Annotated in this window: 26 protein-coding genes; 16 read left to right on the forward strand and 10 right to left on the reverse strand. The window is 65.8% G+C overall.

Annotation, left to right across the window (positions count from 1 at the left end):
- Positions 1-28: 28 nt before the first annotated feature.
- Positions 29-856 carry an HAD hydrolase-like protein gene (locus ACVWYS_RS18820; RefSeq protein ID WP_456507830.1) on the forward strand — a complete coding sequence of 276 codons (828 nt, stop codon included), beginning with the start codon at positions 29-31 and terminating at the stop codon, positions 854-856.
- On the opposite strand, the gene ACVWYS_RS18825 is transcribed toward ACVWYS_RS18820, so the two are convergent.
- A complete protein-coding gene (locus ACVWYS_RS18825; protein ID WP_456507831.1) occupies positions 768-1385 on the reverse strand; it encodes a TetR/AcrR family transcriptional regulator in 618 nt (205 codons plus the stop codon). The genes ACVWYS_RS18820 and ACVWYS_RS18825 overlap by 89 nt on opposite strands.
- Positions 1386-1540: 155 nt before the next feature.
- Entirely contained in the window at positions 1541-1975 is a 435-nt protein-coding gene (locus ACVWYS_RS18830; RefSeq protein WP_456507832.1) for a YegP family protein, read from the reverse strand.
- A gap of 339 nt (positions 1976-2314) precedes the next feature.
- Here ACVWYS_RS18830 and ACVWYS_RS18835 point away from each other — a divergent pair, with 339 nt between their 5' ends.
- The 4 genes from ACVWYS_RS18835 to ACVWYS_RS18850 all read left to right on the forward strand — a co-directional run bounded on the left by ACVWYS_RS18835 (position 2315) and on the right by ACVWYS_RS18850 (position 4397).
- The gene (locus ACVWYS_RS18835; RefSeq protein WP_456507833.1) at positions 2315-2677 is read left to right on the forward strand and encodes an ArsR/SmtB family transcription factor; all 363 of its coding nucleotides are present in this window, start codon (positions 2315-2317) and stop codon (positions 2675-2677) included.
- 170 nt (positions 2678-2847) lie between these two features.
- Positions 2848-3084, forward strand: coding sequence for a hypothetical protein (locus tag ACVWYS_RS18840; protein WP_456507834.1), 237 nt, complete (start codon positions 2848-2850; stop codon positions 3082-3084).
- 121 nt (positions 3085-3205) lie between these two features.
- Positions 3206-3841, forward strand: coding sequence for a LysE family translocator (locus ACVWYS_RS18845; RefSeq protein WP_456507835.1), 636 nt, complete (start codon positions 3206-3208; stop codon positions 3839-3841).
- A 37-nt stretch (positions 3842-3878) separates the two neighbouring features.
- Complete coding sequence (locus tag ACVWYS_RS18850; protein ID WP_456507836.1) at positions 3879-4397, forward strand: DUF2127 domain-containing protein; 519 nt, start codon at positions 3879-3881, stop codon at positions 4395-4397.
- A gap of 11 nt (positions 4398-4408) precedes the next feature.
- On the opposite strand, the gene ACVWYS_RS18855 is transcribed toward ACVWYS_RS18850, so the two are convergent.
- Positions 4409-5380, reverse strand: a complete 972-nt coding sequence (locus ACVWYS_RS18855; RefSeq protein ID WP_456507837.1) for a magnesium transporter CorA family protein — start codon at positions 5378-5380, stop codon at positions 4409-4411.
- A gap of 205 nt (positions 5381-5585) precedes the next feature.
- Between ACVWYS_RS18855 and ACVWYS_RS18860 the strand changes: the two genes are divergently transcribed.
- The 4 genes from ACVWYS_RS18860 (at position 5586) to ACVWYS_RS18875 (ending at position 13990) form a co-directional block, all read left to right on the forward strand.
- A complete protein-coding gene (locus tag ACVWYS_RS18860) occupies positions 5586-6755 on the forward strand; it encodes an alkaline phosphatase family protein (protein ID WP_344365154.1) in 1170 nt (389 codons plus the stop codon).
- Between the two features lie 154 nt (positions 6756-6909).
- A complete protein-coding gene (locus ACVWYS_RS18865; RefSeq protein ID WP_456507838.1) occupies positions 6910-9585 on the forward strand; it encodes a PEP/pyruvate-binding domain-containing protein in 2676 nt (891 codons plus the stop codon).
- A 487-nt stretch (positions 9586-10072) separates the two neighbouring features.
- Positions 10073-11818, forward strand: coding sequence for a phospholipase C (locus ACVWYS_RS18870; RefSeq protein WP_456507839.1), 1746 nt, complete (start codon positions 10073-10075; stop codon positions 11816-11818).
- Positions 11819-12010: 192 nt separating this feature from the next.
- Positions 12011-13990 (forward strand): APC family permease, encoded by a 1980-nt coding sequence (locus ACVWYS_RS18875; protein WP_344365145.1) that lies wholly within the window; start codon positions 12011-12013, stop codon positions 13988-13990.
- A gap of 66 nt (positions 13991-14056) precedes the next feature.
- On the opposite strand, the gene ACVWYS_RS18880 is transcribed toward ACVWYS_RS18875, so the two are convergent.
- Positions 14057-15511: a purine-cytosine permease family protein gene (locus ACVWYS_RS18880; RefSeq protein ID WP_344365143.1), complete on the reverse strand. Its 1455-nt coding sequence runs from the start codon at positions 15509-15511 to the stop codon at positions 14057-14059.
- Positions 15512-15852: 341 nt separating this feature from the next.
- Here ACVWYS_RS18880 and ACVWYS_RS18885 point away from each other — a divergent pair, with 341 nt between their 5' ends.
- The gene (locus tag ACVWYS_RS18885) at positions 15853-16737 is read left to right on the forward strand and encodes a carbon-nitrogen hydrolase family protein (protein WP_344365140.1); all 885 of its coding nucleotides are present in this window, start codon (positions 15853-15855) and stop codon (positions 16735-16737) included.
- A gap of 265 nt (positions 16738-17002) precedes the next feature.
- Here ACVWYS_RS18885 and ACVWYS_RS18890 read toward each other — a convergent pair whose 3' ends face one another.
- The 3 genes from ACVWYS_RS18890 to ACVWYS_RS18900 are packed head-to-tail and all read right to left on the reverse strand — an operon-like array spanning position 17003 to position 17779.
- Complete coding sequence (locus tag ACVWYS_RS18890) at positions 17003-17155, reverse strand: LPXTG cell wall anchor domain-containing protein (RefSeq protein WP_116766408.1); 153 nt, start codon at positions 17153-17155, stop codon at positions 17003-17005.
- A gap of 10 nt (positions 17156-17165) precedes the next feature.
- Complete coding sequence (locus ACVWYS_RS18895; protein WP_456507840.1) at positions 17166-17516, reverse strand: hypothetical protein; 351 nt, start codon at positions 17514-17516, stop codon at positions 17166-17168.
- Positions 17517-17521: 5 nt separating this feature from the next.
- On the reverse strand, positions 17522-17779 hold the full coding sequence (locus ACVWYS_RS18900) for a hypothetical protein (RefSeq protein WP_091248726.1): 258 nt from the start codon (positions 17777-17779) through the stop codon (positions 17522-17524).
- A gap of 270 nt (positions 17780-18049) precedes the next feature.
- On the opposite strand from ACVWYS_RS18900, the gene ACVWYS_RS18905 reads away from it, so the two are divergent.
- The gene (locus tag ACVWYS_RS18905) at positions 18050-18763 is read left to right on the forward strand and encodes a TetR/AcrR family transcriptional regulator C-terminal domain-containing protein (protein ID WP_456507841.1); all 714 of its coding nucleotides are present in this window, start codon (positions 18050-18052) and stop codon (positions 18761-18763) included.
- 13 nt (positions 18764-18776) lie between these two features.
- Here ACVWYS_RS18905 and ACVWYS_RS18910 read toward each other — a convergent pair whose 3' ends face one another.
- Positions 18777-19214, reverse strand: coding sequence for a DUF1003 domain-containing protein (locus tag ACVWYS_RS18910; RefSeq protein ID WP_456507842.1), 438 nt, complete (start codon positions 19212-19214; stop codon positions 18777-18779).
- A gap of 49 nt (positions 19215-19263) precedes the next feature.
- Entirely contained in the window at positions 19264-20520 is a 1257-nt protein-coding gene (locus ACVWYS_RS18915) for a S1C family serine protease (RefSeq protein WP_456507843.1), read from the reverse strand.
- A 371-nt stretch (positions 20521-20891) separates the two neighbouring features.
- Here ACVWYS_RS18915 and ACVWYS_RS18920 point away from each other — a divergent pair, with 371 nt between their 5' ends.
- The 3 genes from ACVWYS_RS18920 to ACVWYS_RS18930 all read left to right on the forward strand — a co-directional run bounded on the left by ACVWYS_RS18920 (position 20892) and on the right by ACVWYS_RS18930 (position 23184).
- A complete protein-coding gene (locus tag ACVWYS_RS18920; protein ID WP_344365128.1) occupies positions 20892-21044 on the forward strand; it encodes a hypothetical protein in 153 nt (50 codons plus the stop codon).
- Between the two features lie 122 nt (positions 21045-21166).
- On the forward strand, positions 21167-21784 hold the full coding sequence (locus ACVWYS_RS18925; protein WP_344365125.1) for a PadR family transcriptional regulator: 618 nt from the start codon (positions 21167-21169) through the stop codon (positions 21782-21784).
- Positions 21785-21987: 203 nt separating this feature from the next.
- The gene (locus ACVWYS_RS18930; protein ID WP_344365122.1) at positions 21988-23184 is read left to right on the forward strand and encodes an MFS transporter; all 1197 of its coding nucleotides are present in this window, start codon (positions 21988-21990) and stop codon (positions 23182-23184) included.
- A 74-nt stretch (positions 23185-23258) separates the two neighbouring features.
- Here the strand turns inward: ACVWYS_RS18930 and ACVWYS_RS18935 are convergent, their stop codons facing one another.
- Positions 23259-24176: a helix-turn-helix transcriptional regulator gene (locus tag ACVWYS_RS18935; RefSeq protein ID WP_344365120.1), complete on the reverse strand. Its 918-nt coding sequence runs from the start codon at positions 24174-24176 to the stop codon at positions 23259-23261.
- A gap of 195 nt (positions 24177-24371) precedes the next feature.
- Between ACVWYS_RS18935 and ACVWYS_RS18940 the strand changes: the two genes are divergently transcribed.
- Together ACVWYS_RS18940 and ACVWYS_RS18945 are read left to right on the forward strand one after the other, a co-directional pair.
- Positions 24372-24815 (forward strand): (R)-mandelonitrile lyase, encoded by a 444-nt coding sequence (locus ACVWYS_RS18940; protein WP_456507844.1) that lies wholly within the window; start codon positions 24372-24374, stop codon positions 24813-24815.
- The gene (locus tag ACVWYS_RS18945) at positions 24812-25669 is read left to right on the forward strand and encodes an aldo/keto reductase (protein ID WP_456507845.1); all 858 of its coding nucleotides are present in this window, start codon (positions 24812-24814) and stop codon (positions 25667-25669) included. The genes ACVWYS_RS18940 and ACVWYS_RS18945 overlap by 4 nt, the downstream gene beginning before the upstream one ends.
- The last annotated feature ends 51 nt before the right edge of the window (positions 25670-25720 follow it).

Below are 25720 nucleotides of genomic sequence, written 5' to 3' on the forward strand. Positions count from 1 at the left end.
AATATCAAGACCGAAAGCCCGCGAAAAAATGACACCTCTGCACCAGGCCCGTCCCTCTCTCACTGGCGTTAGCTGCATCTTGTTCGACATGGACGGCACGCTCCTGGATTCAGCTCCCGGCGTGACAGCAAGTGCTGCCCAGGCCCTGGCAGCTGTAGGTGCGCCAATCCCGGCGATGGACACTCTGCGCCGGTTCGTCGGCCCGCCGATGATCGAGTCCTTCAGAACAGTCTCACAGTTGGACGAAGAAACCGCCCAAAAGGCCCTCCAACATTACCGCAAAGCGTATGCCGCTCATGGCGCTGAACAGTCCAGTCCATACGACGGGATCAAAGACTTGCTTGAGCACCTGCACACGGCCGGTATTCCTATGGCCGTAGCCACTTCCAAGGTGGAAGACCAAGCAGTACGACTTGCACGACGGTTTGGGATTGAGCGCCACTTCATCAACGTATGCGGGGCGTCAGACTCCGATGGAAGAGCGAGCAAGGCTGAGGTCATCGCCGAATTGCTGCTCCGGCTCCAACGCGAAGGCGTGGACATCTCCCGTCCCGCAATGGTCGGAGACCGAAGCTACGACGTCGCGGGGGCAGCCAAACACGGCATCCCCACGATATTCGCACTCTGGGGGTATGGGGAGGCCGGGGAAGCATCACAAGCGGCCGCCGTCGCTGCCTCCCCCGAGGCCCTGCTGCCACTGCTCCTGAAACACGACCACACATGGAGGGCGCTCGTAGTGCGAGGCTTGGCAACGAGCGGATCGCCGGTTACAGGCTCCGGTGGTGTTCGATCAGCCAGCGGGCCATTTGCTGCGCCCGCTTGGAAGCCAGAATGTCGCCTTCGGTCGCCGAGATGATGGCGCCCTTCATCAGGATGTGCCAGGAACGGGCAAATTCCTCGGGGCGGTTCAGCCCGGCTTCCTCGGCCAGAGCCTGGATGTGGTCCCTGATCCTGCTGAGGTATCCGATGCTTGCCATCCCCAAGGGGTGCCCCGGTCCCATCTCCAACAGGACGTTGATAAACGTGCACGCCTCGAAGTCTTCCCGCTTGAACCAGTCCCCGAATACGTCAAAGACGGCCAGTAGCCGTTCCTCGGCAGTGGTGCCGCGGCGCCTGGCCTCGGCCACGATGAGGTCCACGGTCCACACCTGGTCGCGCAGCTCCAGGAAGGCAAGCACCAGAGCGTCCTTGGATGGAAAGTGCCGGTAGAACGTTGCTTTGGAGACGCCTGAGCTGTCGATCAGCTCGTTAACCCCGACGTCGCGGATGCCGCGGCGGGAGAACAGTTCGTAGGCGGTGGAGAGAATGCGGTCCACTGGATCATCGCGACCGGCCATCGCCGCGGCGGGCAACAACGTGGGACTGGCAGCTTCGTTGGCGGTCATTGTGGAAGAAATTTTACACCGGACCCGCGGAGCGGACTTGTGTGTCGTAAGTCGGGCTTCCATCGTCCAAAGAGTCGACCCCCGGCCTCATGCGGTACAAGGCCGGGTAAATACCCGGACGTCCCTCCCGTGGACGGCACGGGAGAATCCGGGGTTCAGCAAGGGCTCAGCCCGGCCGGGGTGGCTCCCGCTCCCGGGGCTCGGCGCCACCGCATCATCATCTGGTGATTCCGGGCAACGGCCCGCCCGCCAAGAAAATGTGCGGCGGAAGGGATACGGATGCGTGGCAGCCGGGCACGGGCCCCGGATGCTCCATCAGCGGCCGGGCCCTCCTGCCGGACTCGGTTCTGTGCAGCTGCCCCCGAAGGAACCTGGACCGCCGCGGGTTCCTTTACGCCGTCGTCTCCCGGTGCCGGGATTTCACAAACCAGCCCCATTCCGGCGTACTCACGTACGGCGGCGATTCCTGCCACTGCGGACGGCTTGTCGGGGAATGATCTGGAGAGCGCCATCACCGTCCCGTCCGGGGCAGTCAAACGAAATCGATAGGAAGCATCGGAGCCGGTAAACAGTTCGAACATTCCTGCCATTGAACCCTCCTGAAAGTTGGGATCATTCTGCTCCGGTGACGCCGTTGTCACCGGAGGCAGCCTGAATCCACCTGTAGGACGCCGGCCGCTAGCAGAGGGCCGGATCGGATTGATGAATTCATGAAAGTCTGAACTACCCCCGCCGTCTGCGCAAGGGGCGCCCACACACCTGCCGCCGGCGGCGACACGACGGTACTCCGACGCTACGATGTATGTGCGAGCGGGCCCGCCAGAACGAGTGGGAGACAGACTTTTCTGTCTCGCGTGTGCTAATTTCCTCGGACCAGGTCCGGCACGGGCCTTGGGCCGTGAGTATTGGATGCGAAGGAGAAGGCCCCCATGGCGGACGGATTGCCTGCAAGCCTTGTCCTGTCCGATGTGAAGGCCGACCTCTTCAAGGCGATGGGGCACCCTGCACGGGTCCAGCTCCTGGAAATGCTTGCTGACGGCCCAGTGGCCGTCAGCACGCTGCGCCACAACACCGGCCTCGAACCCTCCAATCTGTCCCAGCATCTCGGTGTGCTGCGCCGCCAGCACCTGATTCTCCCGACCCGGCGGGACGGGCGGCTGTTTTATGAGCTTGCCTGCCCCGAAGTGAACACCTTGCTGGGCGACGCCCGCTCCTTGCTCGGAACCCTCCTTCGCACCGCCCGGTTGAGCCTCCCTCACGGCGAAACCTCAACGGACGACGCGATCCTGTAGATACCGGCGTGCCGAGACGAGCGGCCGCTCCGCGGTTTCGACACAGACGCGAGACAGACTGGTCCAACGTTCGATATCCTTTCCTGACCGCCGGGTGCGGCCCGTCATCGGGCACGAATCGCTTCCCGGCTCAACTGCAATGAGGCAGAGACGGGACTGGAGGACAACCGGTGATCGATAGTGAAATCCTGGCTGTGGAAGCGGCTGCCGCCCGGCTTGAGACGTCCAGAACCAGCGAGGAGAACGCGGCCAACCTGCAGTCCGCCGTCGCCGCGGCAGTCACACACGGCAAGTCCATAAGGGACGTGGCCGCCGCCGCACACCTCACGGCACTGGAGGTCCTGGACGCCGCCGACGCAGTCACCTACCCGGGACCGGCGTCGCAGGCGCCGAATATGACGCAGTGAGCGTCACCCGCCCCACACATATTCGGAACGCCGGAACGCATACTGCCTTCCCGGGCCTCTCATCCGGGCCGGGCGTTGCCGCCGTTGCGCCCGGACGGCCGGCACCCGGACAATGGTGCTCATGACCCTCGTGACCCTGCTGGCCTTTGGCGGGCTGTGCCTCCTGCTCTCCGTCACCCCCGGCCCGGATACGTTCCTGGTGCTGCGGATCTCGCTGCAGAGTGCCGGGGCCGGCCTTGCCGCCGCGCTCGGCTCGGCCGTGGCATCCATGGTCTGGGCCGCGCTGGTGGGCGTGGGGCTCGCCGCCGTCCTGGAGGAATCCGCGGAAGTGTTCCGCTGGCTGAAGATCGCGGGCGGGCTGTACCTGCTGTACTTGGGAATTTCTTCGCTGATCCGGGCCCGCCGCACAAAGTCCTCCGCGACGGCCGGCCGCACTCCCCGCCGAAGCTACAGCCGGCGGGCAGGGTTCGGCGCCGGCGGCCTCTCCACGCTGCTCAACCCGAAGGTGGGCCTGTTCTACCTCGCCGTCGTGCCGCAGTTCATTCCGCACGGCGGCAACACGCTGGACACCGCCATGGTGTTGGGTGCCATCGAAAGCGCCATCGGGTTCCTCTATCTGGCGGCCGTATCCATCGCGGCGGCGAAGGCCATGGCCTGGCTGCAGCGCCCCCGGGTGAGCAGTTGGCTCGAACGCGGCAGCAGCGGCATCATCGCCGCGCTCGGCCTGGGCGTGCTGGCATCCAGCGCCAGCTCGTAGCCGTGCCGGAAGTGCGTGCCGGGGGTTTGAGGTGACGTTGGCTAAAGGCAGTACCGACAGGACGTTGCTGGACAAGACCTTCAGGGTCAGCCTGATTCTCAAAGGCCTTGACGGACTCTTGGAACTCGTGGGAGGAATTCTTCTGCTGCTGGTCTCCCCCGCGCAGATCGGCGCCTGGGTCCGGTTACTGACACAGCACGAACTCTCCGAAGATCCGCATGATCTGGTTGCCACCACCTTGGTGCACTGGGCCGGGACCATGACCGTCTCGGCGACCCTCTTCGGCGCCATCTACCTGCTGTTGCACGGAGCGGTGAAGGTGGTCCTGGTCTGGGCGGTGCTCAAGGATAAAATGTGGGCTTACCCGTGGATGATTGCCTTCCTGATGGCCTTCATCCTCTACCAAAGTTATGAACTCCTGGTTGCCTTCTCCTGGGGGCTAGCCCTCCTGACAGCCTTCGATATCTTCATCGTCTGGCTCACCTGGCGCGAATACAGGGCCCACCGCACCCGCAACGCGAACACCCCCGCCGGCAACGCTGCGCGCCAGGCATAACACTGGCTGATCTAGATCCAGTCCCGCCTCTTGAACCCCAGATACAGGAACACTGATCCGGCGACCATCAATGCGGTGGACAACCAGAGACCGTAATCGCTCTGGAAGCCGAAAAACGGCACGTTCTGCCCGAAGAACCCCGTGACCGCGGTGGGTACGGCGATGATCGCAGCCCAACTGGTGACCTTTTTCATGACCAGGTTCATCTGGTTCCCCTGAATACTGATGTGGGTCTCCAGAATGGTCGTGACCAAGTCACGGAGCGACTCCGTCCATTCCGTGGCCCGCAGTACGTGGTCGTAGACGTCCTGCAGGAACGGCTGCATGGCGGGGCTGCAGCCGACGAGGTCGTCCCGCCGGAGGAGGGTGTTGAGGACTTCGCGCATGGGCAGGACCACCCGGCGGAGCCGGACCAGGTTCTTGCGCAGCTCGAAGGTCTTTCGCTGCAGGTCGTGGTCGGGTGAGTGGTCATCGAAGAGCGATTCTTCAAGGGCGTCGATGTAGCCGTCCAGTTCCTGCACGGCGTCGAAGTGCCCGTCGACGATCATGTCCAGGAGGCCCCAGAACAGGAAAGGCACCCCGTGTGCGGCCAGGTCCGTCTCGGCATCCCAGTGCGCCATCAGTTTGTCCGTATCAAACCCTGGCCCGTGCACGGTCGCGAGGGCGTTCCGGGTCACGAATGCCGAGACCTCGGCAATGTCCACTTCCCCGCTGCCGGGCCGCAGCCCCGCCTGATAGGCCGAGAGGAACAGGTGGTTGGCGTAGCGATCCAGCTTGGGCCGCTGGAAATCATGGACGGCATCCTCAACGGCGAGGCGGTGAAACCCGTACACCGTCTCGACACCCAGAAGGTCATCCGCCGTCGGGTCCGTGAAATCGATCCACAGCACCACGTCGTCCTGGTGCGCCAGGGCCTCGATCTCGTGGGCGCTGACGTCGTCGCGTTCAAGTTTTCCTTCGCGGTACAGCCGTATGAATACCATCCGCGTCATGCTACGGGAGCTGCCTCCGAACATCCTCAACGTCGTAAACACGCCGGCTCAGCGCGCCCGGGCCTGTCCGGGGAGTGGGGCCGGTGTCTATTCTGTTTATGGACCGGCGTGACATACCGTCCGCAGGAACGGGCACCGGAGGCACGCCGGATCCGGCGCGGGAGTATGTGTTCGCCGGGAAGGGAATCCGGGTCTGATGAACCGAAGACGAGCGTTCCTTTGCATCGCCGTGGTCCTGCTTGTGATCCTTGGGGCCGGCGTCAGCCAACCGGACGGGCCGGCCGGCCGTCTTTCGCCTGTCCGCCACGTGTTTGTGATTGTGCTTGAGAACGCTTCCTACGCGCAGTCGTTCGGGCCGAATTCGCGCCTTCCGTATCTGGCCCAAACGCTTCGCGGCCAGGGCGTTTTGCTGGACCAGTACTACGGGACCGCGCACTACAGCCTGGGAAATTACCTGGCCATGCTGGGCGGTGTCGCTCCGAGCCCCGACATCCAGATGGACTGCACGGCCTACACGGACATGGTGCACCCGTCCGCGGAACGCTTCGGGCAGGTCAAGTCCGACGCCGGCTGCATCTTTCCGGCGTCGGTGCCCACCCTGGCGGGCCAGCTCGCGGCACGGAACCTGACCTGGAAGGGCTACATGGAGGACATGGGCAACGTCCCGGGGCGGGAAGAAGCCGTCTGCGGGAAGCCCTCCCTGGGTCCCGGATCCACGGACCTGACGCAGGAAGCCACGGCCGGGGATGCCTACACGGCCCGTCACAACCCGTTCCTGTATTTCGCGTCAGTGGCAGGAACCGCGGCGTGCGCCGCGAATGTCGGGTCCCTGGCCCGGCTGCCCCAGGATCTGACGGCCGTCTCAACCACCCCCAACCTGTCGTTCATCTCCCCCAGCCTGTGCAATGACGGACATAACCAGAACTGCGACGGCCAGCCTGCCGGTCCCGCGGCGGAGGATGCCTGGCTGCGCACCTGGGTGTCCCTGATCTCGGCATCTCCCGCCTTTCAGGAAAGCGGTGCCATCATCATCGTCAACGATGAGGCCGACGGCGACACCAGCGCCTGCTGTAACGAGCCCTCCGGCCCCAACGTTGCCGCGCCCGGCCTGCCGCCGTCGGCCGCGAAGGATGGCACGTTTGCGGCCGGGCCCGGCAACGGCAAGGGCGGCGGACGCATCGGCGCGCTGGTGCTCTCGCCCTTCGTCCGTCCCGGGACGACGAGCTCCACACCGTATAACCACTACTCGCTCCTGAAAAGCATCGAAGACCTGTTCGCGCTGCCCTACCTCGGCTATGCAGGAACTCCCGGGCTCGCCGGATTCGGGGCTGACGTATGGACCGACGGGCGCGACGCCGGTCGCTGACCATGCGAACGGCCCGCGTGAGGCGGTCCCCGGCCGCGCAGCATGGGGCTTTGGCAACGGCTGCAGCTATGGCCCCCGGCCTGCGGCAGTGCCAGTATGTTGAGAGTCACGCTCAATGATGGCGCCCCGGCTCCCGGCAGAAAGGTGCTCGGTCATGACCTACATCAACAACCTCGGCGATGTGGGACAAGGCGACGTCGCCATGGCCGGCGGCAAAGGCGTCGGCTTGGGCGGCCTCGTTCAGGCCGGGCTGCCGGTTCCCCCGGGGTTCGTGCTGAACACCGCAGCCTACGCGGATTTTGTGGAAGCCAATCGCCTTCAGGCCGGCATCCGTGAGCTCGACTCGCTGTCACCGCTGGCATCGCCACAGGATTACGAGGATGCCTCGAACCGGATCCGCGCCCTGTTCGCCGGCGGAACCATGCCGGCCGCTATCGCAACTGAGCTCGGTGCCGCCTACCGGCTGATCGGCGACGGGGATGCAGCCGTGGCGGTGCGCTCCTCCGCCACGGCCGAGGACCTCCCCTCCGCCAGCTTCGCGGGGCAACAGGAAACCTACCTCAACGTCGTCGGGGCGGAAGCCCTGGCCGCGGCCGTGACCGATTGTTGGGCCTCCCTGTGGACGGCGCGCGCCATGGCCTACCGGGCCCGCGAAGGCATCGGACCGGACGCGGTGCGCCTCGCCGTCGTGGTCCAGCGGATGGTCGAGGCCGACGCCGCCGGGGTGATGTTCACCGCCAATCCGGCCAACGGGCGCCGCGACCAGATCTTGATCAGCGCCGCGTGGGGCCTGGGCGAATCCGTGGTCAGCGGCACGGTCACCACCGATGACGTCGTCGTCGAAGCGGGCTCTGGCCGTGTGCTCTCGCGCCGGACCGCCGACAAGGAAGTCATGACCGTCGTCGCGGACCACGGCACCCGGGAGCAGCCTGTGCCGGCGGGCCGCCGTCGTCAGCCCGTACTCGACGACCAGGCCGCGGCCGAGCTGGCCGGCTACGGAACCCGGATCGCGGATCATTTCGGGGCCCCGCAGGACATCGAGTGGGCACGGGCCGGTGGCGAGTTCTTCCTCCTGCAATCCCGCCCGATCACCGCACTGCCGGAACCGGCAGCTGATGCTCCGGACACGTGGCCGGTGCCCTATCCGAAGGGGCTCTACTTCCGGGCGAGCATCGTGGAACAGCTGCCTGACCCGCTCTCACCGCTGTTCGCCGATCTCATTGACGGCTCGGTGTCCCGGTCGCTGAGGGCCTTGATGGCCGGCGCCATCGGCAAGAACGTCATTGGGGAGGACGACGTCGGACTGCCCACTATTAATGGCTACGCCTATTACTACTACCGCACCTCGGCAATGTTGCGCGTGACGGCCATGTCGCTGGCTGCGATGCGCGCGCTGATCCGCGGCACGGCGCACATGGGAGTGGCCGGCTGGCGGGAGTATTCGCATCCCCGCTACGAACGGGTGATCAAGGACTGGTCGGCGAAGCCCCTCGGGGGGCTCTCCGGGGAGGAATTGTTGGAGGGTGTGCAGACGTTGCTGGACGCCGGCACCGTCTACTACACGGCGGTGCAGTCAATCATTCCGGTCGCCGCGACAAGCGAAATCTCCTTCCGGGCCTACTACGACAAGTTAGTTCGGCGCAACGGAGACGCCCCGGCCCAGACGTTCCTCCTCGGCTACGACAGCGAACCCATCCGGGCCGAGAAGTCGCTGTACGACCTCGCAGCCTGGGTCCGGGGTGTTCCGGGCCTCGCCCCGGCGATCCTCAACGCACCGACGCCGGCCCTGGTCGAGTCGCAGCGCACCGGGGTGCCGCCGGCCGCCATGGACCAGGCACTCTGGGGGCAATGGCGTCCCCGCTTCCAGGACCACCTCGGCCGGTACGGCCATGCAGTCTACAATCTGGACTTCGTCTGCCCGGTGCCCGCAGATGATCCCTCGCCGCTGCTGGAGACGGTGAAGTTCTACCTGCGGGGACAGGGCACGGACCCGCATGAGCGCCAGCGGTTGTTGGCCGCCCGCCGGGAAGAGGAAACCGGCCAAACGGCCGCCCGGCTTGGGCCGCGGCGCCGGGCCGCGTTCCTCCGGCTGCTCCGGTGGGCGCAGAATGCCGCCCCGATCCGCGAGGACGCCCTGGCCGACGTCGGACTGGCCTGGCCGCTGCTGCGGCGGATGCTGCTCGAACTCGGCCAACGGCTGGTTGGCTCCACCGTCATCGCCGAGCCCGGCGACGTCTTCTGGCTCCGCCACCGGGAGCTGCGAAGCGCCGTCGAGTTCGGCCTCGCCGCGCCGGGCGCACCGGCGGCCGTGGCCATTACCGGGGCAGACCGGCCCGTCCGGGCGGCCGCCATCGAGGAGCGCAGGATGCTCTGGCGGGGCCAGGCCAAGGCCTCCGCCCCGCAACTGCTGCCCGAGAGCCGGTGGATGGAGCGGGCCTTCGGGTCCATGATGCCGGCAGCCTCACAACAGCAGCCGGGCGACGTCATCAAAGGCACCGGCGCCAGCTCGGGCCGGGTCAGTGCTCCCGCCCGCGTCCTGCGAGGACCCGAGGATTTCGCGACGATGGTTCCCGGCGACGTCCTGGTCGCCCGCATCACCACTCCCGCGTGGACCTCGCTGTTCGCGATGGCCTCCGCCGTGGTCACCGACGTCGGCGGCCCGTTGAGCCACAGTTCGATCGTCGCCCGGGAGTACGGCATCCCGGCCGTGCTCGGCACCGGCGTGGCCACCCAGAGGCTGACCAGCGGCCAGCGGATCCGGGTCGACGGCGATGCCGGCACTGTCACGATCGAGCGGGGGCCTCGCCCAGCGGACGGTGGATCCGCCTAAGCCCTGCGCAACTGCTCCGCCCGCTCACATCCCGCCGCCACCCTCGCGTGGCTTCGGGCCGCATCATGTCCGAGATTCGACACCGGCGCCCGGGCCGCGGCGCAACCTGCCGTTCACCACCCCGCCCGCATCGACGATCTGCGCCACCGCGGCCGCCCAGGCGGCAGGCAACACTGACCAGCACGAGGGCAACGCCCAATGGGAATCACCTCACGATGAAGGTGGCAACCGATAACGGCGACGAAGGCGACGGCGCCAAAATCCTCACCTGCGAAGCCGCCGTTACCCCCGCCAAATAGGGCAATCCGGCGGCGGCCGGACCGCGACACCGCGGATCCCGGCCCATCCGTGGCGACCGACACTAAGCAGGCTTTCTTTGGCCTCGTGCCGTTTACCGCGGATTCATGACGAGCCCCTACCGTCGGCGATGAATGCGAAGCCGGCCTTTGACGGCCGGTACCCCTGAACCGGAACGATTGGATAACCCATGCCTCATCCAGCACAACGTTTTACCCGAAAGCGCGTCGCCGCCGCCACGGGCGCTGCAGCCCTGGCGGCCACGGCGCTGACAGCCGGAGCGATCGGCTTCGGCGCAGGGCCGGCTTCTGCCGGCGAAAATCACAGCGGCACCGCGACGCCGATCAAGCACGTGGTGGTGATCTTCCAGGAGAACGTCTCGTTCGACCACTACTTCGCCACCTACCCCCAAGCCGCCAACACCCCGGGTGAAGCCCAGCAAGGCACGGGCACCGCAGCAGCTTCCTTCACCGCCGCGAAGAACACGCCCAAGGACATCAACACTTTGGCTACAGCGGGCCTCCTGGCACCGAACAATCCCAACGCGGTGCAGCCGGCCCGGCTCTCGCCGATGCAGGCCGTCACCTGCGACCAGGACCATGGGTACACTGCCGAGCAGAAGGCGTACAACGGCGGCGCGATGGACCAGTTTGTCCAGTTCACCAGCCGGGACTCCTGCGGCACCAACCAGTACGGCCGCCCCGGGCTGACCATGGACTACTACGACGGCAACACCGTCACCGGCATTTGGAACTACGCCCAGAACTACGCCATGAGCGACAACCACTTCAGCACCGTCTTCGGGCCATCCACTCCGGGCGCGCTGAACCTGGTCTCGGGCCAGACCCACGGGGCCACGGAATACACCGCCGCCGGGCAACCCGTGGCCACACCGGCAGCCGGAAGCAGCACTGTCCGCCAGCCTGACGCGAACGGCGTCGGGACTGTCATCAACGATCCGGACCCGGTCTACGACGACTGCTCGAACAATAGCCACGCCAAAACCAACAACCTGGCCGGCATGACCGGCAGGAACATCGGGGACCTTCTCAGCGCCAAGGGCACATCCTGGGGCTGGTTCCAGGGCGGCTTCACACCGACCACTGCCGCTACAGGGACCACGCCGGCGTCGTGCCTGTCCAGCCACACGAACGCCGCCGGAGCCAGCGTCGTTGACTACTCCCCGCACCACCAGCCGTTCCAGTACTACGCCTCGACCGCCAACCCGCACCACCTGGCGCCGGCGTCGGACGCGGAAATCGGCCACAACGGCCAGGCGAACCACCAGTACGACCTCACCGCTTTCAACAAGGTGGTCAACACCGACAACATGCCCGCCGTGTCCTTCCTGAAGGCGGGAATGTACCAGGACGGCCACGCCGCCTATTCTGACCCGGTCGACGAGCAGAACTTCATCACCAACACCGTGAACCAGATCCAGAACTCCAAGAACTGGGAGAACACGGCCGTCGTACTCGCCTACGACGACTCGGACGGCTGGTACGACCACGCCGTCGCCAAGGTGAAGAACTCCTCAAACTCCGCCGACGACGCCGCCTGGTGCCAGACCGCTGCGGCCAGCGGGATCCCGATGGCCAGCGGTTACGCTGACCGCTGCGGCCCCGGCCCCCGCCAGCCGCTCGTGGTCATTTCACCGTATGCGAAGAAGAACTATGTGGACCACACCCAGACGGACCAGGCCTCGATCCTGCGCTTCATCGAAGACAACTGGCACACCGGCCAAATCGGCGACGCCTCCGCGGACGCGACAGCCGGCTCGGTGAACGCCATGTTCAACTTCGACAGGCAGCGCACCGACAAAGTCCTGCTCAACGAACAAACCGGCGCCGTCGCCTCCATCACCAAGACAGAGGACGGCAACAACTCCGGCCACGACGACGGCGGCAACAACCGCGGCAGCAACTCCGGGGAGTAACTGCCCGCAGCGGACCGGTCCGTGGCCGCCAGGAAAACATCACTCCAGGAAACGCCATCCGGCCGGCAGCCGGGTGGCGTTTCCGGTACCTCCTCCAGCTGGCAGCCGGCCGGAGGGACGGCCACTAGAATTGGCCGGTCCCTGTGCTTTGTTCCGGCCCTGCAGACGCCCGGCCACCGACGGAAAGACCCCATGACGACCACTTCTGACCACGCCGTACCGGCCCAGGTTGACCTTAAGCAGGCCGCAGCCCCGGACCGCAAACCCCTGGTCCGCTGGCTGCTCGCCAACCAGGTCGCACCGGCCGGCCCCGAAGCAGAGGAAGATCACAAGCCCAACGCCTGGTGGAAGGTCATGTGCCTGACCGGCGTCGACTACTTCTCCACCCTGTCCTACCTACCAGGCATCGCGGCCCTGGCCGCCGGCGCCCTGTCCCCGCTGGCGACCCTGCTGATCGTGGCACTGACCCTGCTGGGCATGCTGCCCATGTACCGCCGCGTCGCGCAGGAGAGCCCGCACGGGCAGGGGTCCGTTGCCATGCTGGAGAAGCTACTGCCGTTCTGGCGCGGCAAGTTCTTCGTCCTGCTGTTGCTCGGGTTCGTCGCGACCTCGTGGATCATCACCATCACCCTGTCGGGCGCCGACGCCACAGTGCACCTGCTGGAGAATCCGATGATCCCGCAAGGCCTGAAGGGCAGTGCCGTCGTCATCACGGTGATCCTGCTGCTGATCCTGGGCGGGGTATTCCTTCTTGGCTTCAATGAGGCCGTCGGCGTCGCCATCCCGCTAGTGGCTGTCTACCTCCTCCTGAACGCCGCCGTCGTCGCCGCCGGGTTCGCGCACGTCTTCTCGGACCCCTCCCTGATCGCCGGCTGGCAGGACCGGCTGCTCTCCAGTGCCGGCGGCGGGCCGATGAGCCTCATTGGTCCGGCAGTCATCGCCTTCCCGTTGCTGGTTTTGGGGCTCTCCGGCTTCGAGACCGGCGTGTCCATGATGCCGCTGATCAAAGCCACCGGGAACACCCCGGAGGACGTCATGGCCTCCAGGGTCAAGAACACCCGCAAACTCCTCACCACGGCGGCGGCCATCATGAGCGTCTATCTGATGTCCACCAGCTTCCTCACCACGGTCATGATCCCGGCCAAGGAATTCCAGGACGGCGGACAGGCCAACGGCCGCGCCTTGGCGTTCCTCGCCCACGACCTGTTCGGCGCCGGATTCGGCACCGTCTACGATATTTCCAGCGCCCTGATTCTCTGGTTCGCCGGCGCTTCCGCCATGGCCGGGCTCATCAACATCGTGCCCCGCTACCTCCCCGCGTACGGCATGGCACCGGAATGGGGCCGGGCCGTCCGCCCGGTCGTGATCGTCTACACCGTGCTGAGCGTCGGCATCACCATCGCCTTCAACGCCGACGTCAACGCCCAGGCCGGCGCCTACGCCACCGGCATCCTGGCCATGATGGTCTCCGGTGCGGTCGCCGTGACAGTCTCAGCGGTCCGCCGGCACAGCCGTGCCGGGACCCTGGGATTCGGCGCGCTGACCCTGGTCCTGCTGTACGCACTGGTCGCCAACGTCATCGAAAAGCCCGACGGCATTGCGATTTCGGCATTCTTCATCGCCGGCATCATCATCGTCTCGCTGATCTCGCGGGTGAAGCGCACCACCGAACTGCGCCTGGAAACCATCGAGTTCGACGAGGCAGCCCGGCAGTTCATCACCGACTCGATCGCCTTCGACGGCCAGCTGAACGTCATTGCCAACAAGCGCCAGGCAGGCGACAAGGCCGAGTACGCCGACAAGGAGTACGAGCAGCGCGGCCTGAACCCGGTCCCGGGTCCGGCGGACGTCATCTTCCTGGAGGTGGAGATCTCCGACCCGTCGGCGTTCAGCCACACGCTCCGGGTCGAAGGTATCGAAGTGGGCGGCTACCGGGTATTGCGGGTGAAGTCGCCGGCGGTGCCGAACGCGATCGCAGCGGTCCTTCTGGCCATGCGCGACTCGACCGCCACCAAGCCCCAATGCTATTTCGAGTGGTCGGAAGGGAACCCGATCAGTCACCTGATGCGGTACCTGTTCCTGGGCCAGGGCGACACGGCCCCGCTGGTGCGTGAGATCCTCCGCGAGGTCGAACACGACCCGGCCCTCCGCCCGGGCATCCACGTCGGCTGATGGCCGCCGGGTGGGCCGCCGCACCCACCCGTCTGTTCCTGCGCCGGACTGGGGCTCGACGCCGGATTAGGGCTCGACGTGCATCTTCGCGGCTTCCTCAAGTTCGGTTGCCTGGGTCTTTGCCAGGCGCCATTCCGCAGCAGTGTCGATGCGGCGGGTGAGTGCCCAGTAGAGGACGGCCGAGACCGGCAGGCCAATGAACAGGGAGATGTCAGCGCCACCCATTGCCTCGGCCGCGGGTCCGACGAAGAGTTTTCCGGCGGAGAAGAAGGGAATCATGACCAAGAAGCCCACGAGGTAAGACGTGATTCCGGGCCAGCCCCAGCGTCCGTAAATGCCGTGAGGATGGAAGATCTCCGCGATGGCATAGTGGCCCTTGCGGACGACGAAGTAGTCCGTAAGGTTCACCGCTGTCCACGGGATGAAGAAGTACAGCACCAGCAGCAGGAAGTCGTTGAAGTTGGCGAGGAAGTCCGCGGATGCGAAGTTGGCGAAGACGAGTGAGATGGCCGCGGTGATCACGATCGTGACGACGCGGATTTTGACGGTGGGCCGGATGCGGCGCAGGCTGTCGATGGACGAGATCAGGGTCAGGGACCCGCCATACATGTTCAATGCCGTGACCGACAGGAGCCCAAGGGAAGCGATGAACAATGCGATCGCCCCGAACCCCGGGAACAACTTGTTGGCAGTGTCCTGGATCGAGGTGATGGTATCGAACTCCGTGCCGGCTGCCGCGGCAATGAATGATCCCAGGAACATGACCCAGATACCGCCCAGGGCACTCCCCCAGAACGTCCACTGGAACGTCCCGCGCCCGGATTCCGGGGGCAGGTAGCGGGAATAGTCCGAGACGTAAATGGCCCAGGAAATTTGGTAGCCGGCCGCCACGCCCAGTTGTCCCAGGAAGGGGACGAGATGGAAATCGGCCAGATTGAACGCGCCGCCGGGCAGGTCAAGGTGGGTGAGGACAGCCACCGTCAGCAGCGCCAGCATGATGATGGTCAGGTAGGTCAGATAGCGTTCGAAGCCGTGGATCAGGTCATAGCCGAACAGTGCGACGGCGGCGGCGATAATCGTGATGACCCAGAACCAGAGGGTTGCGTTTCCGATGTGAAGGGACCCGGTCACGGCCTCGCCGGCCAGGACGGTGTTGAAGACATTGAATCCCGCGTACTGCAGGTAGGCGAAGAGCCACACCAGCAGGGCCCCCACGTACCCGAACTGTGGACGGGACTGGATCATCTGGGGCAACCCGAGCTGCGGACCCTGAGAGGAGTGCGCCGCCATGAACAAGGTGCCCACCAGCACGCCGATGGCGATGGCGATCAATGACCAGATCAGGTTCCCTCCGGTCGTGATGCTGATCAGACCCACCGCGAGCGTGGCGATCTGGGCGTTGCTCATGAACCAGAGCGGCCCAATGTGCGAGACCTTTCCATGCCTCTCGTTGAGCGGAACATAGTCAATCGACCGGACCTCGAGTCCTCCGCCCGCCGCCTGACCTGTGGCTGTACTCATGACATGTCTCCTGGATGGTGCGATGCCGTCAGCATCGGTGCGGGATCGAAGGCTGCGGCCGGAACCTGCGGGGCCGCCCTAAGGGTATGAAGAGAATCACGTGCAGATCGCGGGCAAGAGTAAACTCGAATCGTGTCGTTCCCCTGGTAGGGATGACAGAATCGTGGTCGCCATATCGTGCGAATGTCAAGAGCTGTCGGAGGGCACTATTGGGCTCAACGGCAGGCATCGTCGGGTCTCTTGCCCCACAGACCGGCGGGCGGCCGGAAGCGGATCGGGCGATGCGAGCCGATCCCGCCGTCGGCCGTCCCCCATAGCCGTCCGTTCAAAGGTAACCGCCGATGTCGAACCTTGCTGTTGCAGCCGTCCAGGCCCCGGGGCGCCCGATTGGCGGGCCCTTCCGCGGCTTCGCCGATGAAGCCGCGCGCGTTCTGGCGGAATACCCCGAAACGCAGCTGATGGTTTTCCCCGAACTCCACCTCTTCAGCGACGGAGTCCCGGACAGGCAACGAACCGAAGCGCTCCAGGAGGCCGCGCAGCCGCTCGACGGGCCGCTCGTTAATGAGTTGAGGCAACTCGCCGGAGACCTCAAGCTCTGGCTGGTCCCCGGGAGCATCTGCGAACGCGGGCCGCATGGACAGCTGTTCAACACGTCCCTGGTGCTCTCCCCCGAGGGTGCCCTGGCGGCAAGCTACCGGAAGATCTTCCCCTGGCGCCCGTTCGAACCCTACGACCCCGGAGACACTTTTGTGACGGTCGATCTACCCGGATTCGGCAGGGCCGGCCTGTCCATCTGCTACGACGCCTGGTTCCCCGAGGTCACCCGCCAGCTGGCCTGGATGGGAGCCGACGTCATCATCAATGTCGTCAAGACCACCACCCCGGACCGGGCCCAGGAGCTGATCCTCGCCCGCGCCAACGCAATCGTCAACCAGGTGTTCATGATCAGCGTCAACTGCGCCGGGCCCACCGGCCAGGGACGCAGCATCATCGTGGACCCCGAGGGCGCCGTCCTGTCCGAAGCTCCGGACGACTCCCCCTGCGTGCTCTCCGCAGCGCTGGACATGGGGCACCCGGGGCGGGTCCGTTCAGAAGGTACTGCAGGATTGAACCGGATGTGGTCGCAGTTCCGGACCGATGACCCTCCCATCGAGCTCCCCATCTATGGCGGCAGAATCACCCCAGCTACCTGGACACCGGAAGCCCACACGAAGCACCAGCCGTAGCCTGGCTCGCCTGCCGCTGGAAGTTCGGATACGACGAGGCCGACGCAGTCGAAGTGTGGACCGGTCCGTGGACCGCCGACGACGAGTACGCCATCAACACGTGGGATTCCATGCTGGCCCGCTCCGTGCGCACCGGCGGCCGCTGGCTTCCGGCCATGGGCAACAGCGACGCCGACAGCGCCCCGCAAGGTCAGGGCATACACGAAAGCGGCGGCCGGTCCCGTGTGTGTTGGACCGGCCGCCGCCGAAGGAGATCAGTTGAGCCTCAGGCCTTGGCCTTCCGCTTCACCCAGCCCCAAACAGCCGTGGCCACGAGCAGCACCAAGCCGATGATGGCCAGCCAAAGCAGGCCCTTCACGGCGAAGCCAAGGATCGAAAGAAGGAGCCAAATGATAAGTAGTGTGATTATTAGTCCCATGCCGTAAAGCCTAAGCCACGCCAGAGGTCGCGGATGGCATTTTGGGCAGGGCGCTGGCCAGCTCCACCGCGGACATCGGCTCCTGGCAGTGGCGGTAGGCGTCGTCGCGGCGTACGGAGCCGCCACTGTCCCCGTCCCATCCCGGGATGGCTGCGAGGAAGGCCGCAGTCGTAGCCACCACATGCGAGTTGCCGCACTGGGTGCAGCTGATGGCGGCGGCAAGGGTCTCCTGCCGCGGATTCATCATGGTGACGGAGTCCGCGGTCAGGTGCCGGTCGGTGTCGCAGCTCGCGCACCAGGGCCGGCGGCCCCGGGGCTGATGGGCGTCCCGGGGCAGGTAAGTGCTGGATGTGATTGACATCCGGCTCAGACCAGGACCGGGTAGCTGGCCAGGATGTAGTCCGCCGCGGCCGGGCCTTTCATGCGGAGGCCGGTGCCCTTGGGGTGGACCTGTTTCTTCTTCATGGCCGCCCAGAATGCGTCTTCGGAGCGGGGCGCGGCCTGGCTCAGGAAGCACCAGCTGGTGTACAGCCCGTAGAGCGGGTCCCGGCCCAGGGCGCGATCGGATGCAGGGTCACGGGTGGTGGCTTCCTGCAGGAATTGGTCATAGTGAGAAGTTGCCATATGTGGCTCGATTCCTCGCGGTGCAGTCTGTGCCGCCGTGTGGCTACAGCAGCTGGACTTCAAGGCCGTGCACGCGGCGTCGAAGCATGATCCCGGGCTGCTGCGTAGCCGCAGATCCGGGGATAGAAGGTTATCGGGCCGGAAATCCACGTGCCGCGGAGGTCAGCCAAGCAACTTTTCTACAATGTAGACTGTATGCGTAGACTACATATTAAGCAACCTGTCTATTTTCCTGGCAGTGTGACTTGTCCCCGACCCGAACGGACCACCATGTCGCCCGAAGCGAACCCGGCGCCCCCAGCGGCAACCGGCAAGAAGAAGCGGCTCAGTCGTGAGATTGTTCTGTCCGCGGCGCTGGCCCTGGTGGACGCTGAAGGACTCGACGCCCTCACCATGCGCAGGCTCGGCCAGGAACTGGGACGGGATCCCATGGGCCTGTACCGCTACGCCGAAAACCGCGCAGCACTGCTGGACGGAGTCTCAGAACTCGTCCTGAATGAACTGGCCATCTTTCCCGATGATCCCGACTGGCAGGCGCAGCTCCGCCGCATCGCCCACGACCTGCGGCTCCTGGCGCTCCGGCACCCCAATGTTGTGCCCCTCCTCGTGACCCGGCCCCTATCAACGCCCTTGGGCCTCAGGCCACTTGGGACACTGCGGCCGCTGGAGCAGATCCTGTCCCTGCTGATCGACGCCGGATTCGCGCCCGCCGATGCACTGCACGTCTACCGCGCCTACTACGGATTCCTTTACGGGCACATCCTCAACGAACTGCAGGAATTCATCGTTGACCCCGACGAAAACGAAGCGCTTCTCCGCCTGGGCCTACACCGCCTGCCACCGAAGGACTTCCCTCACCTCCGCGCCCTCGCCCCGGTCCTCGCCGACTACGACGGGATGGCTGAACTGGATGAAGGAATCACCATCCTGCTCTCAGGCCTGGCCGCGCGCCTCTCGCTGCCGGAAGCTCCGGCCAAACTCTGACGGTCGAGAAACCCTAAGCGCCGGCGCCGGCATCAATCCTGACGTTTCCGGCGCCCGCAAGGGCCCGCAGCTCGCGAAGGATCTCCAGCTGTTGACTGTTGATGGCCATCAGCAGGTCGATCTCCTCCTTGGACTTCACGTTGGTGTCGCGGTCGTGCTGGGCCATCGCTGCGGCAATCGCGTCCTGCCGCTTGGCCGCGATCAGAAGAATCGCTCCCTGCAGCCCCGCCAGCATCGAAAGAAAGAGATTCAACAGAATATACGGATACGGATCCCAGGCGTTGTTCGCCAGCGCCCAGCTGTTGACTGCCGCCCACACGATCATGAAGCCGATGAAACCGCCGACGAACGGCCAGCTGCCCATCCCGTTCCGCATGACATCCGCAGCCCGTTGGCCCCGCGTCAAGGATTCCTTATGGGTTTCGTGCCAAGTCTTTCGCTTATCGATCATGCCCCACCCTAACGCCGGGACTCCGATGTGGGCCCGGCGGGCCGCGGCGTCAGCCCCCGGTGGCCGCGCCGAGGGTGACGTCAGTGCTGTGCTGCCCGCCGTCGCGGTCGAAAGTGGCCTTGACGGTGGCCCCGGCGGCCTGTTCCCGCGCTGCCGCCGTGAGCTCGGAAGCATCAGTCACAGTCCGGCCGCCCAGCTCGGTGATCACGTCGCCGGCTTTCAAGCCGGCCTTGTCCGCCGCGGAGCCCGGGGTCACGGCAGCCACCTCTGCCCCGGTCGTGAATCCCGACGAGGTTCCCGCGGCCTTGTCCTGCACCGAGAGGCCGAGCTGGCCGTGCGTGGCCGTGCCCGTGCCGATGATCTCCTGGGCGACGCGTTTCGCGTTGTTGACCGGGATGGAGAAGCCGACGCCGATGTTCCCCGACTGGGCTGAGAAGGAGGACGTGGATCCGGCCGAGGCGATGGCCACGTTGACTCCGATGATCTCGCCGCTGGTGTTCACCAAGGCGCCGCCGGAGTTTCCCGGGTTGATGGCCGCATCCGTTTGGATGACGTTGATGCTGATGGAATCCTGCGCGGCACCGGAGGACCCGCTCTGCGAGCCGGGCGCGGCCGAGGAAGCGGTCTCGATGGTGCGGTTTGCTGCCGAAACGACGCCGTCCGTCACCGTTCCGCTCAGCCCCAGGGGTGCTCCGATAGCAATGGCGGTGTCACCGACCTTGACCTTGCCGGAGTCGCCCAGGGATGCCGCCACCAGCCCCGGGGCAGTGATGTGGACGATGGCCAGGTCCGAGAGCGGATCCGTTCCGACAATGGTCCCGGGGTAGACCTTGCCGTCGTTCGTCCGAACCTCGATGGCCGCGTTCGCGGCCTGTCCGTCCAGGGTGACCACGTGGGTATTGGTCAGAATATTGCCGGACGTGTCCAGAATGATGCCCGATCCGGTACCGCCGGAAGTGCCGGAGCTGGCGCTGATAGTCACCACACTGGGCGAGGCCTTCTGCGCGGCCGCTGTCACGGCGTTGACGCTCTCGGGATTGTTGACAATCACCGGCGTGTATTGGGTCGATTGGGTGGTGCCGGCGGCCGGGGCTGCGGTGTTCCAGATCGACGTCGCCGCTGCAGCCACACCCCCGCCCAAGGCACCCGCGGCCACCAGGCAGGCAACGAACACGCCGGTGCCAACCCGCCTCCCGGGTTTCCGGCCGGTTGCCGCGACTGCTCCTGCCCGGGGCGCCTCCGGCCGTGCCGGGTCTGCACCGGCTCGTGCGTTGTCGCTGTGCGTGAGATGGTCGTGCTCGCTCATGGGTCATCCTGATCTCGTCGTTATTGCCTGTGTCGACCTCCCGCCTGACCTGCGGGCGAACGTGTGCTCATGTCTTCTGTGAACGTCCACTGCCGGCCGGGGCCGCCAGGGGACGCCGGCTGGCATTCGTGGGCTTGGGGCGGACGCACCCCCGATGCTGCGTCCGCCCCCGGAGTCCCGGTCAAGCTGTGTCCCCATCCTCAAACCCGGGACTGTCGACTGTCTGTCGCGCCGCTGTGAACAGACTGTGAGCCTTTTCGCCGGCGACGACTGACAGGCCGCTGCACAGCCAGGGCAAAGGTTCCCCTCAGCCCCCGACAATTCCGTGGCAGGAAAGTGGTTACAGGAACACCGCTCCAAGGAGGACCCCGATGATCGTCTACCGCCCCATCCCGCCGCTGACGGCCGGCGGCACCGGACTCAAGGCGGCGCTGGTCGCCATGGCCTTGACCGCCGTCCTCGGCACCACCTGGCAGGTCCCCGGCGACAAGTCGGGGACACAGGAGAGCCCGCGGAAGGGCTGAGCAGACGATCATCCAGCTAAATTGGCCGTTGACCGGCGACAGTCTCCGATATATCGTTAACTATCGCCGAAGGATCGGCGATCATCTGAGGAACGCACCTCAAACGGAAGGACGATGCCGGTATGAAAGGCATTCACGACGACAAATTCACGGACGGCGGACCCGCCCAGGGACGCTTCGGGCGCGGCAGAAGCCGCCGCGGACCCCACGGACACGGCGGTTTCGGGCCGGGCCGCGGGTTTGGGCCAGGATTCGGACCCGGTCCCGGGCCGGGCTTTGGACCCGGCTTTGGCCCCGGCGGTTCACGTCGGGCCAACAAGGGCGATGTTCGTTCGGCGATTCTCTCCCTCCTGGCCGAATCACCATCCAACGGCTACGGCCTGATCAAGACAATCGCGGAGAGGACGTCCGGGGCCTGGCGTCCAAGCCCGGGCTCCGTCTACCCGACGCTGCAGCAGCTCGTTGATGAAGAACTCATCGCGCCCGTCAGTGAAGGCCGGCGCACGGAATTCACTCTCACCGATGCGGGCAAGGCCTATGTAGCCGACCACGCCGAGGAGCTGGACAATGCGTGGAGCACCGATTCCCAGGGATCCGGACCGGCATTTCACCAGAGCGTAGGAAAGCTCATGGGCGTCATCCACCAGTTCCGCTTCTCGGCCACCGAGGAACAGCGCAATGCCGCGATGGAGAAAATCGACGAAACCCGCCGCGCGCTGTACCACATCCTCGCCGACTAGACCCATTCCGGAGCCTTCGTCGGGAGGAACCGGCGCGAAGAGCTCATGCCGCGGGGAACCCATGGAGAGGCAGATCGGCGATGCCGCCTGAGAGCCTGAGTCCGGACAGCGCGGGCCCTGACAGCACGGGCCCGCCGGTGCCCGGAATGGCGCCCGGGGCTCCGCCTCCGCGGCGTGCGGTTGACCTATTGCGGGCGCTGCGGGTGCGGAACTTTGCGCTCTTTTGGACGGGGCAGCTCATCTCCGGCACGGGCACTTGGATGCAGATGGTGGCGATGGCCTGGCTTGTGCTGGACATCAGCGGGTCACCGGCAGTGCTGGGTCTGGTGACCACGTTGCAGTTCCTGCCGCTGCTGCTGTTCGTGCTGCCGGCGGGAGTCCTGGCCGATCGCTTCCCGAAGCGCACAATAATGCTGGCAGCCCAGGCCCTCGCCACGGTGCAGGCGCTTGTCCTTGGCTTTCTCGCCCTGACCGGGTCCCCGCAAATCTGGCAACTGGCCCTCCTGGCGTTCATCCTTGGAGTCTCCAACGCGTTCAACAATCCCGCACAGCAGGCGTTTGTCCCCGAGATGGTGGGCCTCACGCTGGTGCCGGATGCCGTGGCCATGAACAGTGTGCAGTTCAATTCCAGCCGGATGATCGGCTTCGCCCTTGGCGGGCTGGCGGTGGCCCAGCTTTCGGCCGCGGCGGTCTTTTTCATGAATGCGGCCAGCTTTGCCGCGGCACTGACCGCGTTGCTGGTCCTGCGCACCGGCGAGCTTCGCCTCTCCCGGAGCAAACCGGCCCGTCACGGCGCCCTGCGCGAGGGCCTGCAGTATGTCCTCCACACCCCCGCCGTCCTCTTTGTCCTTGGGGCTTTGGCCGTGGTGGGGACATTCGGCTACAACTGGCCGGTGGCAGCGCCGTTGCTGGCCCGCGACGTGCTGAACGTGGCGTCCGTCGGCTTCGGCGCGCTCATGTCGGCGTTCGGTGCCGGTTCCCTGGTAGCCGGCATCGGCTTGGTCGTTGTAGGCGGCAGCAACGATCGCCGGATGATCGTCTCGGGCGCTGTCCTTGCAGTGATTTTGATCCTCCTGGGCATCTCACAGTCCTACCCGGTGAGTCTGGGGCTCATGGCCCTGGCCGGCCTCAGCGGCACGGTGTTCACGACCACTGTCAACACCCGTCTCCAAGGACTCACGCCGGACCGGCTCCGCGGCCGGGTCATGAGCCTGTTCGTGCTGCTGCTGGCCGGCACCACCCCGTTCGGTTCGGCCCTGCTGGGGCTGGGCGCGGAAGCCTTCGGCATCTCGTCCGCCATCATCGGATTCGGCGCCGTCACTCTGGCAGGACTGGCCATGCTGCTCGTCCTTCGCGCTCGAAGGGACGGGCCTGCCGCGGCAAGACATCGGCCCTCCTGAGTGCCCGGGCATTGCCGGTCAGGACTCCAGGACCAGCAACTGGGCCTTGTCCGCGCGATACGTGGCGACCCTGCTCAGTCCCGCGAGTCCCCTTCGGACGGCCTGGTCATTGCGGTGTGCGGATTGGCTGGGGCCGGTTCGATCGGGCGTTTTCCGGTTGCACTCCAGCGGGTGAGGAAGTCGAGCTGCTCCTGGGCATGGCTTCCGGGTTCGGCGGTGTAGGCGATGAGGGTCAGGCCCTCGCCGGGGAGCTCGAGTGCGTCGCCGGTGAGTTCGATGTCTCCAACGAGCGGGTTGTGAAGGGTCTTGCGGGCTGAGCGGTGGAAGCGGACGTTGTGCCGTGCCCATCGTGTCGAGAATTCCGTGCTTCCAGTGGCGAGGTCCCCGATGAGGTTACTCAAGGCTCTGTCGTGTGGGTTGCGTCCGGATTCGGTGCGGAGGGCGGCGGCAAGATCATCCGCAAGGGTGGCCCATTCAACGAAGAAGTCCTGCGACCGCGGGTCGAGGAACATGAACCGTGCGAGGTTCAGCGGCAGCGTCGCAGGGCTAAGGATGTCCGTGTACAGGGTGAAGCACAGGCTGTTCGCGGCCACGATATCCATCCTGGCGTTGCGGACGTAGGCCGGCGTCCCCGTCATCCCAGCCAGGATCCGTTCCACACTCGGGCGCACTTCTGTCCGCAGCCGGCGCGCGGCCGGGGCCTCCGATGGCGCGGAGGCCCTGGCCAGGTCCAGCAGGTGGGTTCGCTCAGCCTCGTCGAGCTGGAGGGTGCGTGCGAGGGATTCGAGGACGGAGTCGGACACGCCTCGAAGGTTTCCCCGTTCGAGGCGGGCGTAGTACTCCGTGCTGACGCCGGCAAGCATCGCGACTTCCTCGCGTTTGAGCCCGGGCACCCTTCTGGCCCCGCCGTAGGCGGGTATCCCGGCCTGGGCCGGCGTGATGCGTGACCGCCGGCTCGTCAGGAACTCGCGGACGTCCTTGCTGTTGTCCATGGCTACTACGTTACGAGGCCCTTTGTGGCTCTAACAGGAACTGACAGTACACCGCACAACAGACACTCCCGCGTGCACGCGAGGGCTGGTTCCCTTGAATCAGTTCCGTTTCTGCCTCGCCGTCTTCGGCGCCGTTCTCGCCGGGCAGAGCAACTACAGCAAATGCGGCAGCGAAGATCCCCAAGCAAACGACACATGACCACAGGAATACAGGAATCCCGGATGAAGCTCACACCTCCCACCCCCGCGGCCAAGGGCCCGACGTCGAGGTTTACCGGAGACGTCTTCGTCAACGCGCTGCACAACGGCGAGGCCCCCTCCAGACTCGTGGCTGCAATGGTCCGGTTTACCCCGGGCGCCCGCACAAACTGGCACTCCCACCCCCTCGGCCAGACCCTGCACTGCACCGACGGGACCGGGCTCGTCGGCACCCGCGACGGCACAGTCATCGCCATGCGCCCCGGGGACACGGTCCACACCCCGCCCGGCGAGGAACACTGGCACGGCGCCACCAGGGACAACATGATGTGCCACCTGGCCATGGTCGAGCATCACGACAGGCAGAGCGCCACCTGGCTTGAACCCGTCACCGACCAGGACTACGAAACAGCCCACACCCAAACAAAGGAAACCCCATGAAAACCGTGACCCTCAACAACGGCGTCCAGATGCCGATCCTGGGCTTCGGAGTCTTCCAGATCCCCGACGGCGAAACCCAGGCCGCCGTCGAAGCCGCCCTCGCGGCCGGTTACCGCCACCTGGACACGGCGGCCTCCTACGGCAACGAGGAAGCCGTGGGCGCAGCGATCAAGGCAAGCGGAATCGCGCGCGAGGAACTCTTCGTCACCACCAAGCTCTGGATCCAGCACGCCCCGACCGGCAACGTTCAAGAGGACACGAAGCGGGCCTTCGGAAACTCACTCCGCCGGCTCGGCCTGGACTACCTCGACCTGTACCTGATCCACCAGCCGCTCGGGGACTACTACAGCGAGTGGCGGGCCATGCAGGACATCAACAAGGAAGGCCTGGCCCGTGCTATCGGCGTGTCCAACTTCCACCCGGACCGGCTGGTTGATCTCATCGACCACAACGAGATCGTCCCGGCCGTCAACCAGATCGAGACCCACCCCTTCCACCAGCGCGCCGCCGATCAGGCGCTGATGCGCGAACGCGGCGTCCAGATCGAATCCTGGGGCCCCTTCGCAGAAGGCAAGAACAACCTCTTCACCAATCCGGTCCTCAGCGCCATCGCCGAGGCACACGGCAAGTCCGTCGCCCGGGTCGTGCTCCGCTGGCTCATCCAGCGCGAGGTCGTCGTCATCCCCAAATCCGTCCGTCCCGATCGGATGGCCGAAAACCTCGACGTGTTCAACTTCGAACTCACGGAGGAGCAGATGAGCCAGATCGCCACCCTGGACACCGGCGCCAGCCTCTTCTTCGACCACCGCGACCCCGCCATGGTGAGCTGGCTGGGAGGCCGCAGGATCGACTGACCCTGCTCCTTCAGAGCGGACAAGCCCGCCAGCTTCATCTCCGCTCGGCGG

This window comes from Arthrobacter sp. TE12231 (assembly GCF_054062895.1).

What these genes read in the sequence shown, in the direction of transcription:
- ACVWYS_RS18820 (WP_456507830.1), top strand. Translation starts at nt 29, where the DNA reads ATGACACCTCTGCACCAGGCCCGTCCCTCTCTCACTGGCGTTAGCTGC.
- ACVWYS_RS18825 (WP_456507831.1), bottom strand. Translation starts at nt 1,385, where the DNA reads ATGACCGCCAACGAAGCTGCCAGTCCCACGTTGTTGCCCGCCGCGGCG.
- ACVWYS_RS18830 (WP_456507832.1), bottom strand. Translation starts at nt 1,975, where the DNA reads ATGGCAGGAATGTTCGAACTGTTTACCGGCTCCGATGCTTCCTATCGA.
- ACVWYS_RS18835 (WP_456507833.1), top strand. Translation starts at nt 2,315, where the DNA reads ATGGCGGACGGATTGCCTGCAAGCCTTGTCCTGTCCGATGTGAAGGCC.
- ACVWYS_RS18845 (WP_456507835.1), top strand. Translation starts at nt 3,206, where the DNA reads ATGACCCTCGTGACCCTGCTGGCCTTTGGCGGGCTGTGCCTCCTGCTC.
- ACVWYS_RS18855 (WP_456507837.1), bottom strand. Translation starts at nt 5,380, where the DNA reads ATGGTATTCATACGGCTGTACCGCGAAGGAAAACTTGAACGCGACGAC.
- ACVWYS_RS18860 (WP_344365154.1), top strand. Translation starts at nt 5,586, where the DNA reads ATGAACCGAAGACGAGCGTTCCTTTGCATCGCCGTGGTCCTGCTTGTG.
- ACVWYS_RS18865 (WP_456507838.1), top strand. Translation starts at nt 6,910, where the DNA reads ATGACCTACATCAACAACCTCGGCGATGTGGGACAAGGCGACGTCGCC.
- ACVWYS_RS18870 (WP_456507839.1), top strand. Translation starts at nt 10,073, where the DNA reads ATGCCTCATCCAGCACAACGTTTTACCCGAAAGCGCGTCGCCGCCGCC.
- ACVWYS_RS18875 (WP_344365145.1), top strand. Translation starts at nt 12,011, where the DNA reads ATGACGACCACTTCTGACCACGCCGTACCGGCCCAGGTTGACCTTAAG.
- ACVWYS_RS18880 (WP_344365143.1), bottom strand. Translation starts at nt 15,511, where the DNA reads ATGAGTACAGCCACAGGTCAGGCGGCGGGCGGAGGACTCGAGGTCCGG.
- ACVWYS_RS18885 (WP_344365140.1), top strand. Translation starts at nt 15,853, where the DNA reads ATGTCGAACCTTGCTGTTGCAGCCGTCCAGGCCCCGGGGCGCCCGATT.
- ACVWYS_RS18890 (WP_116766408.1), bottom strand. Translation starts at nt 17,155, where the DNA reads ATGGGACTAATAATCACACTACTTATCATTTGGCTCCTTCTTTCGATC.
- ACVWYS_RS18895 (WP_456507840.1), bottom strand. Translation starts at nt 17,516, where the DNA reads ATGTCAATCACATCCAGCACTTACCTGCCCCGGGACGCCCATCAGCCC.
- ACVWYS_RS18900 (WP_091248726.1), bottom strand. Translation starts at nt 17,779, where the DNA reads ATGGCAACTTCTCACTATGACCAATTCCTGCAGGAAGCCACCACCCGT.
- ACVWYS_RS18905 (WP_456507841.1), top strand. Translation starts at nt 18,050, where the DNA reads ATGTCGCCCGAAGCGAACCCGGCGCCCCCAGCGGCAACCGGCAAGAAG.
- ACVWYS_RS18910 (WP_456507842.1), bottom strand. Translation starts at nt 19,214, where the DNA reads ATGATCGATAAGCGAAAGACTTGGCACGAAACCCATAAGGAATCCTTG.
- ACVWYS_RS18915 (WP_456507843.1), bottom strand. Translation starts at nt 20,520, where the DNA reads ATGAGCGAGCACGACCATCTCACGCACAGCGACAACGCACGAGCCGGT.
- ACVWYS_RS18920 (WP_344365128.1), top strand. Translation starts at nt 20,892, where the DNA reads ATGATCGTCTACCGCCCCATCCCGCCGCTGACGGCCGGCGGCACCGGA.
- ACVWYS_RS18925 (WP_344365125.1), top strand. Translation starts at nt 21,167, where the DNA reads ATGAAAGGCATTCACGACGACAAATTCACGGACGGCGGACCCGCCCAG.
- ACVWYS_RS18935 (WP_344365120.1), bottom strand. Translation starts at nt 24,176, where the DNA reads ATGGACAACAGCAAGGACGTCCGCGAGTTCCTGACGAGCCGGCGGTCA.
- ACVWYS_RS18940 (WP_456507844.1), top strand. Translation starts at nt 24,372, where the DNA reads ATGACCACAGGAATACAGGAATCCCGGATGAAGCTCACACCTCCCACC.
- ACVWYS_RS18945 (WP_456507845.1), top strand. Translation starts at nt 24,812, where the DNA reads ATGAAAACCGTGACCCTCAACAACGGCGTCCAGATGCCGATCCTGGGC.